The organism is Microbacterium rhizosphaerae (genome assembly GCF_034120055.1).
In the GTDB taxonomy this organism is placed as follows: domain Bacteria; phylum Actinomycetota; class Actinomycetes; order Actinomycetales; family Microbacteriaceae; genus Microbacterium; species Microbacterium rhizosphaerae.
The window spans coordinates 2380016-2394742 of sequence record NZ_CP139368.1 but is presented as its reverse complement, the minus strand read 5'-3'; the positions used below and the strand labels follow the sequence as shown (position 1 = coordinate 2394742).

Genomic DNA, 14727 nt, shown 5'->3' with positions numbered 1-14727 from the left:
CCAGGCTACGCCGGGCTACGGTGGAGGGATGACCGCGCCCGACCCGACTGTCGCCGAACTGTCGGAGGGCGAGATCCTCTCCCGCATCCTGGGCCGCATCGGGCCGTCCGGCGCCCTCATCGGCCCCGGTGACGACGCCGCGGTCCTGTCGACGCCGGACGGGCGCGTCGTCGCGACCGTCGACACCCTCGTGCACGGGCCGGACTTCCGGCTGGCCTGGTCGGGCGCCGCCGATCTCGGCTTCAAGGCGGCCGCGGTCAACCTGGCCGACATCGCCGCCATGGGTGCGCGCCCGACGGCGCTGCTCGTCGCGCTGGCGATGCCCGAGGACACCCGTCTGTCCTTCGTCGAGGGGTTCGCGCAGGGACTGCGCGCCGGCTGTGCCGAGCTCGCTCCCGGATGCGCGGTGGAGGGCGGAGACCTCACGGTCTCCGAGACGCTCACGATCGCCGTCACCGCGCTCGGGGTGCTCGACGGTCGGGCACCGGTCCTGCGCGGCGGTGCACGGCCGGGGGACGTCGTGGCGATCGCCGGCGACGCGGGGCACGCCGCGGAAGGGCTGCGCATCCTGTTCGAGCGATTCCGGGACGCGACGGGCACGCCGATCCCGGTCGACCGCGATGCGCTGTCGGAGCGGGAGCGGGATGCGGTGGACGCCCAGTTGCGGCCGCACCCGCCCATCGGTCTCGGGCCGGTCGCGGCGATCGCCGGTGCGACGGCGATGATGGACGTGTCCGACGGCCTCGCGATGGACGCGCGGCGGATGGCGACGGCATCCGGCGTGTCCATCGACCTGCACGCGGGCGCGCTCGGTCCCGATCTCGACCGTGCGCTCACGGGCGGCGAGGATCATGCCCTGCTCGCCTGCTTCCCAAGAGCGGACCTGCCTGCGGGATTCCGTCCGATCGGCGCCGTGCGCGCCGATGCCGGCGCACCCCTGCTCGTCGACGGCGAGCCGTTCGACCGCCGCGGGGGATGGGACCCGTACGCGGACTGGGACGAGCAGCGCGGCTGAGCGGCCGGCCCGCTACACCCGCTCGGCCCACCAGAGGGTGGTGTCGCCGTACTTCTTGGACCGCGTGAGTCTCAACGTGTCCGGCATCGAGGGCCCGGGGGAGCGGCTCGCCCGCTCGATCACGACGAGGGCCCCCTCGGACAGCCGGCCGGCGAGCCGGCCGAGGGTGGTGGCGAGTTCGACCTCGCCGAGGTCGTAGGGCGGGTCGACGAAGGCGAGCGTCCAGGTCGGGGCGCCGGCGGCGCCGGCGAGGAAGGCATCGGCCGGGACGCGATGGACGCGGATCGGGGCATCGCCGCCGGTCGACTTCGCGACGCGGGCCGCATTGCGCTGCGCGACACCCGCGGCGCGAGCGGACCTCTCGACCAGGTCGGCGGATGCCGCTCCACGGCTGACCGCCTCGAGAGCGAGCGCGCCCGAGCCGGCGTACAGATCGAGGACGACCGCTCCGCGCAGGGCGTCGGCGGACTCGAGGGCGCCGAAGAGCGACTCGCGCACGCGGTCGCTCGTGGGTCGCGTTCCGGCATCCGGCACCTCGAGCGTCAGGGATCCGGCGCGTCCGGCGATGATGCGGGTCACAGCGACAACCTACCGGGCAGTCGCGGATCCCGTCGCGGCTCCGACCGCGGCCGCGGTGTCACGGGCCGCGGATAGTCTGGGCGCCATGGCTCAGCATCTCCTCCTGCGTGCATCCCCCGAGTCCCAGGGCGTCGCGTCCGCCGCCGTCGCCGCCGTGGTGGCCGGGCTCGATGCGGTCCCGCACATCCACACCGTCACGATCGTGCGTCACGGTCACGTCATCGGCGAGGCGACGTGGGCGCCGTACGAACGGGATGCACCCCAGCTGCTCTTCTCGGTCAGCAAGAGCTTCACCTCGATGGCGGTGGGGTTCGCACTGGGCGAGGGTCTTCTCGGCATCGACGATCGCGTCGTCGACCTGCTGCCGCAGGCCGCTCCCGCCGCTCCGTCGGAGCAGCTGCGCGACGTGCGGGTCCGGCACCTGCTGGAGATGACCGTCGGGCACGAGACGGAGCCGGCCCGCTGGCAGGAGGGCGACTGGGCACGCAGCGTCCTCGCCGCCCCGCTCGCCCACCGGCCGGGGGTGCACTGGACGTACAACACCGCTGCGACCTACCTCCTGGCCGTCATCGTGCAGCAGGCTGCGGGCATGCGGCTCGTCGACTATCTGCGGCCCCGGCTGTTCGACCCGCTCGGGTTCGGCGACGTCACGTGGGAGCAGAGTCCCCAGGGATACGACGTCGGCGGCTACGGCCTGTCCGCGCGCCCGGAGGAGCTGGCCGCCTTCGGGCAGCTGCTGCTGCAGCGCGGCGCGTGGCACGGTGCGCAGATCATCCCGGCCGCCTGGATCGACACCGCGACGAGCGCCCACGCGGACAACTCGACGTGGGGCGGCGCGACCGACTCGGTGCAGGGCTACGGCTATCAGTTCTGGCGATGCCGACACGACGGCTACCGTGCGGACGGCGCCTTCGGCCAGTACGTCGTCGTGCTGCCGCGTCACGACGCGGTCATCGCGATCACGGGCGGGCTGCAGAACATGCAGCAGCCGCTCGACGTGCTGTGGGACGCGCTGATCCCGGCGCTCGAGGGCACCGCGCCGACGACGCATCCGGTCGAGGTCCCCGGTCGTCTCGACATCGCCCCCCTCGGCGGCGAGCTGCGCGACGAGCCCGTCGAGCACGCGTACGAGGGTGAGATCCCGCGGATCCGCATCGAGGGCCGCTCCCTGCTGATCGGGCAGGACACCCTGGAGTTCGCCCCGGATGCGTGGATCCCCGGCATCCGTGAGGGGCGACCGGCGGCCGCTTCCGGCGGCTGGCAGGGCGCCGGGTTCATCGTCGACATCCGCCTGCTCGAGGAGCCCTTCACGCAGCGGCTCACCGTCGCCGCGGACGGCAGCGCGCAGCTTCACACGGATGTCGCCTTCGACGGTCGCACCCTGCAGTGGGAGGGCGCGCCAGAGGTGGCGGGAGCGGTGCGGACGTGACCGGCTCGACGCTCGACGCGCGCCTGGACGGCGTCGTCGGCGGCAAGACGTCGAAGGCGCTCGAACGCGCCTTCGGCATGCGCACGGTCGGCGACCTGCTGTCGCACTACCCGCGCCGGTACGCGACGCGCGGCGAGCTGACGCCGATCTCGTCCCTGAACGTCGGCGACCAGGTCACGATCGTCGCCCAGATCAAGAGCGCCGGCGAGCGTCGCATGCAGAACCGCAGAGGCAGCATCCTCGAGGTCGTCATCGGGGACGGCCGCGGCGAGGTCTCGCTGACGTTCTTCAACCAGGCGTGGCGTCTGGGCGAACTGCGCCCTGGTCGCCGCGGCATCTTCGCGGGCAAGGTGGGGGAGTACCGCGGCGGCAAGCAGTTCGCGCATCCGGACTATCAGCTGTTCGACGACGAGGCCGAGGCGCAGATGAACGCCGAGGCGTACGCGAATCTGCCGATCCCGATCTACCCGGCGACCTCCGCGATGTCGACGTGGCAGATCCAGAAGGTCATCGCGCTGGTGCTCGACGGGCTCGGCGACGTGGCCGACCCGCTGCCCGACGACCTGCGCCGGCGGCACAAGCTCCTGCCGGCGCGCGACGCGCTCGAGCGCATCCACCGTCCGGACTTCGAGGATCAGATCGCGCCCGCGCGTCGAACGCTCCGCATGCACGAGGCTCTCGTGCTGCAGACCGCGCTTCTGCAGCAGCGGCAGTTCGTCCGCGCGCTCTCGGCCGTCTCGCGCGCGCCCGGTGCGCTGCTCGAACGCTTCGACGCGGGTCTCCCGTTCCCGCTGACGCCCGACCAGGAGTCCGTCGGCGCGCAGATCGCGGCCGACCTGCAGGGCGACTGGCCGATGAACCGCCTCGTGCAGGGCGAGGTCGGCTCGGGCAAGACGCTCGTCGCGCTGCGCGCCATGCTGCAGGTCGCCCAGTCAGGCGGACAGTCGGCGCTGATCGCGCCCACCGAGGTGCTCGCGGCGCAGCATCTGCGCTCGATGACCCGGATGCTGGGACCCCGGCTCGCCCCGGAGCTCATGCCGACGCTCCTGACGGGACAGATGGGCGCGGCGGAGCGCAGGAAGGCGGCGCTGCGCGTCGCGGCCGGCCAAGCGCTCATCGTCGTCGGAACCCACGCGCTCCTGAGTGACAGCACGACGTTCGCCGACCTCGGTCTCGTCGTCGTCGACGAGCAGCACCGCTTCGGGGTGGAGCAGCGCGAGACGCTGCGCGCGAAGGGCTCCAGCCCCCACGCTCTGGTGCTGACCGCCACCCCCATTCCGCGGACCGTCGCGATGACGGTCTTCGGCGACCTCGACGTGTCGACCATCCGCACCATGCCGGCCGGCCGGGCGGGCATCGAGACGTTCGTCGCACCCCTCGACGAGAAGCCCGCATGGTTCGCGCGGGTGTGGGAGCGCGTCGCCGAGGAGGTCGGCAAGGGCCACCAGGTGTTCGTCGTGTGCGCCGCGATCGATGCGGAGGCGTCCTCGGCGTCCTCCTCGACCGACGACGTCGAGGCGCCGGAGCAGCCGGTGGCGGGGGAGGCGGCGAGAGCGCGCTGGGGCGTCGTGCAGGCGGCCGATCTGCTGTCGCGGCATCCCCTGTTCACCGACCTGCGGGTCGCGATCCTCCACGGCAGGATGTCGGCCGACGAGAAGGACGCCACCATGCGGGCGGTCGCGGCGGGCGAGATCGACGTGCTCGTGGCCACGACCGTGATCGAGGTCGGTGTCGATGTGCCGAACGCGTCGACGATCGTCATCCTGGAGGCCGACAGGTTCGGCGTCTCGCAGTTGCACCAGCTGCGCGGGCGCGTCGGGCGCGGCGCGGTCCCAGGCCTGTGCCTGCTCGTGACGGAGGCGCCCACGGGCTCGCCGGCGCGGGAGCGCGTGGATGCCGTCGCGGCAACCCTCGACGGCTTCCAGCTCGCGGAGGTGGACCTCGAGCTGCGTGGCGAAGGCGACGTGCTGGGCGATGCGCAGTCGGGCGCGCGGACGTCGCTGCGGCTGCTGCGCGTCGTGAAGGACGGCGATCTCATCGCGCTCGCGCGGCAGGAGGCCGAGCGGATCCTCGATGCGGATCCGGCGCTGAAGTCGCACCCCGGCCTCGCCGCCGCGATCGAGCGACGCCTGGACGCGACCGAGCGCGCAGCCATGGCGCGCAGCTGAGCGGTCCGGACCGCCCGATAGGGTGGATGCCGTGAGCAACCGCATCGCGGTCGTACCGGGTTCGTTCGACCCGCCGACACTCGGTCATCTGGACGTCATCCGTCGCGCAGCGTCGCTGTACGACACGACTCACGTCGTGGTGGTGCACAATCCGGGCAAAGAGGCGATGCTGCCGATCGCGCAGCGTCTGGCACTGCTCGAGCAGTCCATCGCCGAGGACGGCGTCGAGGGCGACGTGGTGCTCGCGTCGTGGGCCATGGGCCTCCTCGTGGACTACGCCACCGATGTCGGCGCCGGCGTGCTCGTCAAGGGCATCCGCTCGCAGGTAGACGTCGCGTACGAGACCCCGATGGCGATCGTCAACCGTCACCTGGCGGGCATCGAGACCGTGTTCCTCCTGCCCGACCCTGCGCACGCGCTGGTGTCCAGCTCGCTCGTGCGCCAGGTCGCCGGGCTCGGCGGCGACGTGTCCCCGTTCGTCCCGCCCGCCGTCGCACGGTTCCTGGACACCGGCGCGCGCGGCATCTGAGACGCCACCGGTCCGCCCCTCGGGGGCAGCGCCACCGCTAGAATTCCCGGGTGAGGAATCGCAGACCCGGACCGTTCAGCCTCAATGTGCGCGATATCGTCCGACACCCCGGTGAGATGCGCGAAGTGGAGCTCGACCCGCAGCTGACCGAGCAGTGGGGCGAGGGCCTCGTGTCCCTTCCGGCCGGCTCGAAGGTCGAGATCGACGTGCGCCTCGAATCCGTGCACGAGGGCATTCTCGTGACCGCGGACGCCCGGGGCACCTATTCGGGAGTATGCGGCCGGTGCCTGACCGACATCGCCGCGCCCGTCGAAGTCGAGATCCAGGAGCTTTTCGCGTATCCTGGAGAGGAAGCGAATGACTTCGAGGTTCAAGACGACCACGTGGATCTTGAAACCGCGGTCAGGGACGCCATTGTCCTCTCGCTTCCGTTTCAGCCGGTCTGTCGGCCGGATTGCCCGGGACTCGATCCCGTCACGGGCGAACTGCGTGCCGACAACGCCGATGCGGAATCGCGAGAGCCCCTCGATCCACGCTGGGCCACGCTCGCCGGATTCGCAGAGGAGCCGGCTGAGGACTCGGGCTCCGAGTCGACACCCATGACCTAGGAACGAAAGAGAAGAACCATGGCAGGCAACCCTCCGAAGCGCAAGGTTTCGCGCTCCAACACCCGCTCGCGTCGCGCCCAGTGGAAGGCCGAGGCCCCCACGCTCGTCAAGACCGTCGAGAACGGCAAGGTCGTCTACAGCCGCCCGCACCAGGCGAAGGTCGTCACCGACTCGCAGGGCACCGAGCTGTTCCTGGAGTACAAGGGCCGCAAGGTCGCCGACATCTGATCGGGCTCCGTTGACGGACCGAGCGCGTCAGCGCGAACTCCTCGAGAAGCTCGGGGTCGACATCGACCCCGAGCTTCTTTCTCTTGCTCTGACCCATCGCTCCTGGGCGTACGAGCACGGCGGCGTGCCCCACAACGAGCGCCTCGAGTTCCTCGGCGACTCGGTGCTCGGGCAGGCCGTGACGGTCCTGCTCTACACGACGCTCCCGGATCTCGACGAGGGTTCCCTGGCCAAGCGCAGGGCGAGCGTGGTGTCCACCGTCGCTCTGGCCGAAGTCGCGCGCGGCATCGGCATCGGCGCGTTCGTGCGGCTGGGTCGCGGCGAGGATCAGACAGGCGGCCGCGACAAGGACTCGATCCTCGCCGACACGACCGAGGCCCTCATCGGTGCGACCTACCTGTCGGCGGGTCCGGAGGCCGCGTCCGGGCTCGTGCAGCGGCTCGTCAAGCCGCTGCTGGCCGACCCCGAGCGCTACGGCGCCGCGGTGGATCCGAAGACCGCTCTGCAGGAGACGGCGGCCCGTCTCGGCCGACACGCTCCGATCTACTCGGTCACGTCCACCGGCCCGGACCACGACCGCACGTTCACCGCGACCGTGACGGTCGGCGACCTCACGACGGACGGCATCGGGTCGAGCAAGAAGCACGCCGAGATGGCGGCGGCCCTGCGCGCGTGGCAGCAGCTCAGCGGCCGCGGTGCGAACGGCGGCTGATGCCGGAGCTCCCCGAGGTCGAGGTGGTCCGCGCCGGCCTCGCTCCCGCGGTGATCGGCGCCACGGTGGTCGCGGCATCCGTCATCGACGAGCGAGCGATCACGCGCCACGAGGGGACCGCGGCCGAGTTCGAGGCGCGTCTCACGGGCCGCTCGTTCACGGGCGCCGCCCGGCGGGGGAAGTTCCTGTGGCTCGGCATCGACGACGGCGACCACGCCCTGATCGGCCACCTCGGAATGAGCGGCCAGCTGCTCCTGCGCCCCGCCGGCGCTCCGCCCGAACGGCATGAGCGGGTCCGCCTCGACATCGTGCATGCGCAGCACGGCGAGCTGGCCGTGGTGTTCGCCGACCAGCGCACGTTCGGATCGCTCGCGATCGACGTGCTGGTGCCGACCGCCGACGGCGCGGCCGCCGGGTGGGGGACGGATGCTGCGCTCCTGCCGAGCCAGGTCGCGCACATCGCACGCGACCCACTCGATCCGGCGTTCGACGACCGGCTCTGGCGCGCGACACTGGCACGGAAGAACTCCGCGATCAAGCGGGTGCTGCTCGATCAGACGGTGGTGAGCGGCGTCGGCAACATCTACGCCGATGAATCCCTCTGGGCAGCGCGCATCCATCCCGAGACCCCGGCGAATCTGCTCTCGACGCGCGCCGCCCGTCGCCTCCTGACCGAAGTCCGCGCGGTGCTCGAGAAGGCCCTCGCCGAGGGCGGGACCAGCTTCGACGCGCAGTACGTCAACGTGAACGGCCAGGCCGGCTATTTCGCGCACTCCCTGAACGCGTACGGACGCACCGGCCAGCCGTGCGCGCGGTGCGGGCGGCCCATCGTGCGCGATGCGTTCATGAACCGCTCGAGCCACTTCTGCCGCCACTGCCAGCGGCTCGCGCTGGCCGCCCGCGCACTCGGCTGAGCACGCGGGCGGCTCCGCCCCCGATCCTCGAGTGGCCTCACACGAGTTCTTTCTCCCACGCGCCCGCGTACGAGATCGGGACGAACCCGATCGCCTCGTTGATGTCGAGCATCGGCCGATTCTCCTCCGCATTGAAGGTCGAGATCCGCGGCGACTGCGGGAACAGTCCACGCCAGCGCAGGATGTTGCCGCACTTGACGACCATGCCGAGGTGGTGCCCGCGGTGTTCCTTCAGCACCAGGGTGCCGAACTGCGATGTCGCCGCCGTCGGGTCGCCGCCGATCACGAGCTCGTTGAACGCCACGATCCGCTCCGACGGCACATGGACGACCGCCGCGACGGAGACGTTGAGCCCCTGCGCCTTCTGGCGCGCGTCGCGCCGACGGATACGGTCGGCGTCCCAATGCTGCGGCTCGATGACGAGCGAGCCTGCGGGGACGTCCGTGTCCATGCGCGAGATCGCGTAGGCGAACCCGTCGAGGTGCTCCTCGGGGGTCGGCGCGGTCCACTCGACATATCGGTAGTCCGGGCCGGCGAAGGCGATGGCCTCGTCGAAGGCGCGCTGGACGGGTGCGGGATCCGCCCGCAGATCGAAGGCGCTGTTGCGCTCGACCTGACCCAGCTGGAAGCCGCTCTTGAGCATGAACCGCGTCTGCGGATCGTCGGCGGGGATGACGCCCCAGCCGCTCGGCGGCCGCAGCTCGTGCTCCGGCGCCTCCGCGCGATGCAGCGTGAAGTGCTGGATGCGGGTGCGTCCGTGCTCGCGTGCGGTCCGCTCGACCTCGGCCAGCAGCGCCTCTTCGGCACCCGATCCTCGGTTCTCCGGCAGCACGCACACATCCGATTCCGCGGTCGTGTGGCCGTCCTCGGTCGCGATCCGCACGACGGCGGCGCCGACGACGACGCCATCGGCACGCGCGAGGAAGGGGATGCTGACCCAGTCGTCCGTCGCCTGCCAGAAGCCGAGGATCGACTCCGGCTCCTCGTACAGCGCGTCGTGACCGGCATCCGCCGCCGCGCTGGCGTTCCAGATGCGCACGAATTCGTGCAGGTCGCCCGCGTCGGGTGCACGAAGCGTCCGGGGGATCGTGATCCGGTTGGTCTCGATCATCGTCGTGGCGCTCATGAGAGTTCCTTCTTCCATTCGCCTTCGTAGGAGACCGGGGTGAAGCCGAGCGCCTCGTTGATGTCGAGCATCGGTCGGTTCTCCTCCGCGTTGAACGTGATGACGCGCCGCGAGTCGGGCGCGATGTCGCGCCAGGCCAGCAGCGCCGCGGCCTTGACGAGCATCCCGAGCCGGTGGCCGCGGTGCGCCCGCGCGACGAGCGTGTCCTCCTGGTGGGTCGTCGCCGCGAGGTCGTGCCCGATGACGAGCTCCGTGAACGCGACGAGCTCTCCCGTCGCGATGTGCTGGGCTGCCGTCACGTGCAGACGACGGCCGGCATCGACGTACCGGCGGTCGTGGGCGGCGACGCGGTCGGCATCCCACTGCTCTGCGTCGTACTCGATGCCGGCGGCGGGGGCGTCCGTGCTCATCGCGGCCTTCACCGTGCCGTAGCCCGCGACGAACTCGGCCGGGGTCGGCGCATCCCACGACACCAGCCGGTAGTCGGTCGACGCCGCCCGGGCCGCAGCGAGGTGTTCGGCGACCCGAGCGAAGGTGTCGTCGTCGAGCGTGAGCGCGCTCATGCGCACCACCTGCTCGAGGGCGTAGCCGCGGTCGCGGAGGAAGCGCGCGGCGCGATCGGCGGGGATGCTGCCGAACCCGGTCGGCGCGTCGAGCCGCGGGCCGTCCGATTGCGGGTGGTCCACCGACGTCTGGAGCACGGAGCGTCCGCGCTCCCGCGCGACGCGCTCGATCAGCTCGTACGCCGCGGTGCCGACGCCCCGGCCCCATGCGTCGCGCCGCAGCTCGACGCGCCAGAAGCCGACCCGAGAGCCGTCTTCGAGCGGCAGGTCGAGGCCCGCCCGCCCGACGAGCTCCCCGTCGACGAGGACGTTCCAGAACATCCGGTCGGTGTACGGCGTCGGCTGCAGGGCCGGCAGCAGCTCGCCGGGTGTGATGTCGAAGTCGCTGTGGCCCGAGATCTCGCGGTAGACGAGGTTGCGGACGCGGACCATGTCGACGAAGTCGGCGGCATCTTCCGCGTCGAGGGTGGTGGGTACGGGCATCGGCCGCAGTTCGAGGCCGACGGTCGTGGTGTGCATCGATCGCTTCTTTCGTGTGAGGGATGCGGCGGCGCGGTGTCGCGCCGCCGCATCAGTCGAGGTGGCTGCCGAGGACGGTCGCGCGCAGCGCGTAGTGCTCGCGGTGCTCGCGGTCCCGGGCGTTCTCGTGGTGGCGGGCGTGGATCTGCCGCTCGGCGTGCGCGAGACGCGCGCCGCGAACGAGCAGCCAGACCGCCAGGCGCAGCGACAGTCGCTCGCCGAGGGGCAGGTGATGGTCGATGGTCGTGGGATCGACGATGTAGACGGTGGCGTCCTGATCGGTCGATCGGACGGTGGACAGTGCGGTATGCATGGGAATCCTTCGGAAAGGGGAGGGCGGTCGCGCCCTCGGAGAGACGAGATGGGTCGTGTCCGCTCGATGCGAGCGGGGGAGGATGCGCAGAAGCTGCGCGCTCAACCGGAACGGTGAGGCCGAGCCGCCGAGGGGCGGCGGGCGGAGCTCTCCTGACGAGTCGTCAGATCGCTGTCAGAGCTGCAGAGCGGAACGCAGAGGTCACCGGGCAGACTCCTCCTGCGACGGCAAGGAATGCCGGCGGCGTCATACGCCGCGTGCGGGGAATGTTCGTGAGCATCATCGGTGACCTCCTTTCAACGCTCGATGCGGTCCCCGACGCTACCGCAGAGATTCACAGGTCGTCAAGAGGTTGGATGAACTTCCGGCGTGTCGCGCCGATCCGCGGCCGCGCCCACGGCGTCGGGTACCGTGGTGAACGGCCGACGCAGACCGGCGCCGGTCCGGCTGTGCGCGCCGCGGCGAGGGAGGGCGCATCCATGCACCTCAAGAGCGTGACGCTCAAGGGCTTCAAGTCGTTCGCCCAGCCCACGACCTTCGCGTTCGAGCCGGGCGTCACGTGCATCGTCGGACCCAACGGCTCAGGCAAGTCCAACGTCGTCGACGCCCTCGCGTGGGTGATGGGGGAGCAGGGCGCCAAGACGCTGCGCGGCGGGAAGATGGAGGACGTCATCTTCGCCGGCACGTCCACGCGCGGGCCGCTCGGGCGCGCCGAGGTGCAGCTCACCATCGACAACAGCGACGGCGCGCTGCCGATCGAGTACTCCGAGGTGACCATCAGCCGCACGCTGTTCCGCAACGGGGCCAGCGAATACGCGATCAACGGCGACGCCTGCCGCCTGCTCGACGTGCAGGAGCTGCTGAGCGACTCCGGGCTCGGTCGCGAGATGCACGTCATCGTCGGGCAGGGGCGACTGGACTCGGTGCTGCAGGCGTCACCCGAGGATCGCCGCGGCTTCATCGAAGAGGCCGCCGGCATCCTGAAGCACCGCCGTCGCAAGGAGAAAACGCTCCGCAAGCTCGAGGCGATGGAGGCGAATCTCACCCGCCTCAGCGACCTCGCCGGCGAGCTGCGCCGCCAGCTGAAGCCGCTCGGACGACAGGCCGAGATCGCTCGTGAGGCGGCGACCATCGCGGCTGTCGTGCGGGATGCGAAGGCGCGGCTGTTCGCCGACGAGCTGGTCGGCCTCCGCGCCGAGCTCGGCGCGCACGCGCGCACGGAGCAGGAGCGCCACGAGGCACGCCTCGTGCTGCAGGAGCAGGTCGAGGTCGTCCGCGCGCGCATCGAGCAGCTCGAGGAGCAGCAGCGCGCCGAGGGTGTCGACGACGCCCGCCGAGTCGCCTTCGCCCTGGAGCAGGTGCAGGAGCGCCTGCGCGGCCTCTACACGCTCACCGGGCAGCGATTGGCGCTGCTCGCGGCCGACGACGACGGGGCCGGCCCCCAGACCACCGTGACGCAGGGCGTGATCGACGAGGCTCTCGCGGAGATCGACGAGATCAGCGCCGGCCTGGGGACGGCGCAGGATGCGGCGGCCGCCGCCGCGCGCGAGGTGACGCGGGCTCGTGCCGAGCTCGACGCGCTGGATGCCGACATCGCCGCCCAGAGCGCGCTCGTCTCCGAGCATGACATGCGCATCACGTCGCTGCGCGGACAGGCCGATGCCGCCGCATCCGCCCTCGCCGCCGTCGAGGCGGCCGTCGCCCGACAGCAGACCGCGCTCGATCAGGCGCTCACCCGCCGCGCGGAGGCCGAGGAGGCCCTCGAAGGACTCGACCCCGATCTCGTGCCCGAGGGCACGTCGGCGGAGCATGCCGCGACATACGAGCGCGCTCAGCGTGCGGCCACGGAGGCCGAGACCCGCGTCGGCCAGCTGCGTGAGCGCCTGCACGCCACCGAGCGGGAGATCGACGCGCTGGGGGCGCAGTCGACGGCGCTCGGCCGCGCGCTCGACGTGCGCAACGGCGCCACCGAGCTCATCGCCGCGGGCGGACACGGCATCCGCGGTCTCGTCGGCGACCACGTCCAGGTGCGTCCCGGCTATGAGGCGGCCATCGCCGCGGTCCTCGGGCCGCTGGCGGAGGGCGTCCTCGTCGGCACGCCCGCGGACGCGCGCTCCGCGGCGAACGCCGTGCGAGGGGCCGACATCGGCGTCGTCGAGATCGCGATCGCGGAGCCGGACGCCGTGCGCGAGCACGCAGGGCTCGCGGGGATCGTCGCAGCCCGCGACGTCGTCACGGCTCCGGCGGGCCTGCTCGCACTCCTCTCGCACGTCGCGATCGTCGATGACCTGGATGCGGCGCTCGCAGCCGTCACGCGACTGGCGGAGGCGGAGCCGGGCCGACCCGTCACCGTCGCGACGAGGGCGGGCGAGGTCATGACCGAGTACGCCCTCCGCGTCGGGTCCGGCGCGGGCAGGTCGCGGCTGGAGCTGGCGGCGGAGAGGGATGCGGCGGCCGAGCGCCTCGCCGAGATCACCGTCGTCGCCGACTCCCTGCGCGAGGCGCTCACCGATCGGTCACACGAGCTCGAGGCCGCGCGCCGTCACACGAAGGAGGCGCTCGATGCGCTGCGTGCGCACGACGCGGCACTCGCCGCCCACACCGAGCGCGTCAACCGCGCGACAGTGACCCACGATGCGGCGGTCGCCGAGTGCGAGCGCCTGGAGACGGGCCTGCGGCAGGCGCAGAGCGCGGTGGCGGACGCCGAGACCACCGCGCGCGCCGCGCAGGAGCGCCTTAACGCGGCTCTCGAGGCGCCCCGCCCGATCCTCGACGCGTCGGCGCGCGACGGCGTGCTCGACGCGCTGGAGCGGACGCGTGACGCGGAGATGCGCGCCCGGCTCGACGTCGAGACCATGAAGGAGCGCATCCGCGCCGGCGAGGCCCGCGTCACGGGGCTCGAGCGCCAGCGCGAGCGCGAGCGGGCGGCGGCGGAGCAGGCCGCGCGCCGCTCGGCCATCCGCCGGCTGCAGCGGGAGGTCGCGGCATCCGTCGCGGACCGGCTGCCTCCGCTGCTCGATTCCGTGGACCGCTCCGTCACACAGGCCCGCGTCGAGCTCGCGACCGCGGAGAGCGCCCGGACCGCGGTGACGGCGGAGCTGTCGGAGCTGCGCGGGCAGGAGCTCGCGGCGCGCGAGAAGCTCAGCGGCCTGACCGAGAGCGTGCACGGGCTCGAGCTGCAGATCCACGAGAAGCGGCTGCACGTCACGAGCCTCGTCGAGCGCGTCCAGTCCGAGCTGGGGCTCGAGGAGAGCGTCCTCGTCGCCGAATACGGACCCGACCAGGAGATCCCGGCGGGGGAGGAGGATGCCGAGCCCCTCGCGTTCGATCGGACCCAGCAGCGCCGCCGCCTGCAGGACGCCGAGCGCAAGCTCTCGCAGCTCGGCCGGGTCAACCCGCTCGCCCTCGAGGAGTTCGCGGCGCTCGAGCAGCGGCACAAGTTCCTCGTCGAGCAGCTCGCCGATCTCACCCAGACGCGGAAGGATCTCCTCACGATCATCGACGAGCTGGACGAGCGGATGGTCGCGATCTTCCTCGCCGCGTTCGAGGATACGAAGGCCGCGTTCACCCAGGTCTTCCCGATCCTCTTCCCCGGGGGCACCGGGCAGATCGCCCTCACCGATCCCGACAGCCCGCTGACGACGGGCATCGAGGTGTCGGTGCGCCCCGTCGGCAAGAAGATCGAGCGGCTGTCGCTGCTGTCGGGCGGCGAGCGCTCGCTGGCGGCAGTGGCCCTCCTCACCGCGATCTTCATGGCACGGCCGAGCCCGTTCTACATCCTCGACGAGGTCGAGGCGGCCCTCGACGACGCGAACCTCGGCCGCCTGCTGGGGGTGTTCGAGGAGCTTCGCGCCTCCAGCCAGCTGATCGTGATCACGCACCAGAAGCGGACGATGGAGATCGCCGACGCCCTCTACGGCGTCTCGATGCGGCAGGACGGCGTGTCGGCCGTGGTCGGGCAGCGCGTCGCGCGTGAGCGGGCCTCTGCGTGAGTGCACGCGGGCGTCCGTCGGCCGGACGCTCA

The 14727-nt window shown here is 71.9% G+C and carries 13 protein-coding genes; 9 read left to right on the top strand and 4 right to left on the bottom strand.

Annotated elements, in window-relative coordinates; genetic code table 11:
* Positions 1–28: 28 nt before the first annotated feature.
* Positions 29–1015: a thiamine-phosphate kinase gene (gene thiL, locus SM116_RS10685; RefSeq protein WP_320940968.1), complete on the top strand. Its 987-nt coding sequence runs from the start codon at positions 29–31 to the stop codon at positions 1013–1015.
* A gap of 12 nt (positions 1016–1027) precedes the next feature.
* On the opposite strand, the gene rsmD is transcribed toward thiL, so the two are convergent.
* A complete protein-coding gene (rsmD, locus tag SM116_RS10680; RefSeq protein ID WP_320940967.1) occupies positions 1028–1594 on the bottom strand; it encodes a 16S rRNA (guanine(966)-N(2))-methyltransferase RsmD in 567 nt (188 codons plus the stop codon).
* An 85-nt stretch (positions 1595–1679) separates the two neighbouring features.
* Between rsmD and SM116_RS10675 the strand changes: the two genes are divergently transcribed.
* The 7 genes from SM116_RS10675 to mutM all read left to right on the top strand — a co-directional run bounded on the left by SM116_RS10675 (position 1680) and on the right by mutM (position 8182).
* Positions 1680–3023: a serine hydrolase domain-containing protein gene (locus tag SM116_RS10675; protein WP_320940966.1), complete on the top strand. Its 1344-nt coding sequence runs from the start codon at positions 1680–1682 to the stop codon at positions 3021–3023.
* Entirely contained in the window at positions 3020–5191 is a 2172-nt protein-coding gene (locus SM116_RS10670) for an ATP-dependent DNA helicase RecG (RefSeq protein ID WP_320940965.1), read from the top strand. Before SM116_RS10675 ends, SM116_RS10670 begins: the two co-directional genes overlap by 4 nt.
* Before the next feature lie 31 nt (positions 5192–5222).
* Positions 5223–5720, top strand: a complete 498-nt coding sequence (coaD, locus tag SM116_RS10665) for a pantetheine-phosphate adenylyltransferase (RefSeq protein ID WP_320940964.1) — start codon at positions 5223–5225, stop codon at positions 5718–5720.
* A 116-nt stretch (positions 5721–5836) separates the two neighbouring features.
* Positions 5837–6328 (top strand): YceD family protein, encoded by a 492-nt coding sequence (locus tag SM116_RS10660; RefSeq protein WP_320944157.1) that lies wholly within the window; start codon positions 5837–5839, stop codon positions 6326–6328.
* An 18-nt stretch (positions 6329–6346) separates the two neighbouring features.
* Positions 6347–6556 (top strand): 50S ribosomal protein L32, encoded by a 210-nt coding sequence (gene rpmF / locus SM116_RS10655; protein ID WP_005050211.1) that lies wholly within the window; start codon positions 6347–6349, stop codon positions 6554–6556.
* A gap of 10 nt (positions 6557–6566) precedes the next feature.
* Positions 6567–7268 carry a ribonuclease III gene (gene rnc / locus SM116_RS10650; protein WP_320940963.1) on the top strand — a complete coding sequence of 234 codons (702 nt, stop codon included), beginning with the start codon at positions 6567–6569 and terminating at the stop codon, positions 7266–7268.
* Positions 7268–8182 (top strand): bifunctional DNA-formamidopyrimidine glycosylase/DNA-(apurinic or apyrimidinic site) lyase, encoded by a 915-nt coding sequence (mutM, locus tag SM116_RS10645; RefSeq protein ID WP_320940962.1) that lies wholly within the window; start codon positions 7268–7270, stop codon positions 8180–8182. Before rnc ends, mutM begins: the two co-directional genes overlap by 1 nt.
* A gap of 37 nt (positions 8183–8219) precedes the next feature.
* On the opposite strand, the gene SM116_RS10640 is transcribed toward mutM, so the two are convergent.
* From SM116_RS10640 to SM116_RS10630, 3 genes are read right to left on the bottom strand one after another with little or no spacing between them, the layout of a single operon-like run.
* The gene (locus tag SM116_RS10640; protein WP_320940961.1) at positions 8220–9308 is read right to left on the bottom strand and encodes a GNAT family N-acetyltransferase; all 1089 of its coding nucleotides are present in this window, start codon (positions 9306–9308) and stop codon (positions 8220–8222) included.
* Positions 9305–10390 (bottom strand): GNAT family N-acetyltransferase, encoded by a 1086-nt coding sequence (locus SM116_RS10635; protein ID WP_320940960.1) that lies wholly within the window; start codon positions 10388–10390, stop codon positions 9305–9307. The genes SM116_RS10640 and SM116_RS10635 overlap by 4 nt, the downstream gene beginning before the upstream one ends.
* A gap of 52 nt (positions 10391–10442) precedes the next feature.
* Positions 10443–10703 carry a hypothetical protein gene (locus SM116_RS10630; RefSeq protein WP_320940959.1) on the bottom strand — a complete coding sequence of 87 codons (261 nt, stop codon included), beginning with the start codon at positions 10701–10703 and terminating at the stop codon, positions 10443–10445.
* Positions 10704–11182: 479 nt separating this feature from the next.
* Between SM116_RS10630 and smc the strand changes: the two genes are divergently transcribed.
* Positions 11183–14695: a chromosome segregation protein SMC gene (gene smc / locus SM116_RS10625; RefSeq protein ID WP_320944156.1), complete on the top strand. Its 3513-nt coding sequence runs from the start codon at positions 11183–11185 to the stop codon at positions 14693–14695.
* The last annotated feature ends 32 nt before the right edge of the window (positions 14696–14727 follow it).

Excerpts from the sequence above, each read along its gene's own strand:
- SM116_RS10675 (WP_320940966.1), top strand. The coding sequence starts at position 1,680 with ATGGCTCAGCATCTCCTCCTGCGTGCATCCCCCGAGTCCCAGGGCGTC.
- mutM (WP_320940962.1), top strand. The coding sequence starts at position 7,268 with ATGCCGGAGCTCCCCGAGGTCGAGGTGGTCCGCGCCGGCCTCGCTCCC.
- SM116_RS10640 (WP_320940961.1), bottom strand. The coding sequence starts at position 9,308 with ATGAGCGCCACGACGATGATCGAGACCAACCGGATCACGATCCCCCGG.
- thiL (WP_320940968.1), top strand. The coding sequence starts at position 29 with ATGACCGCGCCCGACCCGACTGTCGCCGAACTGTCGGAGGGCGAGATC.
- SM116_RS10630 (WP_320940959.1), bottom strand. The coding sequence starts at position 10,703 with ATGCATACCGCACTGTCCACCGTCCGATCGACCGATCAGGACGCCACC.
- rpmF (WP_005050211.1), top strand. The coding sequence starts at position 6,347 with ATGGCAGGCAACCCTCCGAAGCGCAAGGTTTCGCGCTCCAACACCCGC.
- SM116_RS10660 (WP_320944157.1), top strand. The coding sequence starts at position 5,837 with ATGCGCGAAGTGGAGCTCGACCCGCAGCTGACCGAGCAGTGGGGCGAG.
- SM116_RS10635 (WP_320940960.1), bottom strand. The coding sequence starts at position 10,390 with ATGCACACCACGACCGTCGGCCTCGAACTGCGGCCGATGCCCGTACCC.
- smc (WP_320944156.1), top strand. The coding sequence starts at position 11,183 with ATGCACCTCAAGAGCGTGACGCTCAAGGGCTTCAAGTCGTTCGCCCAG.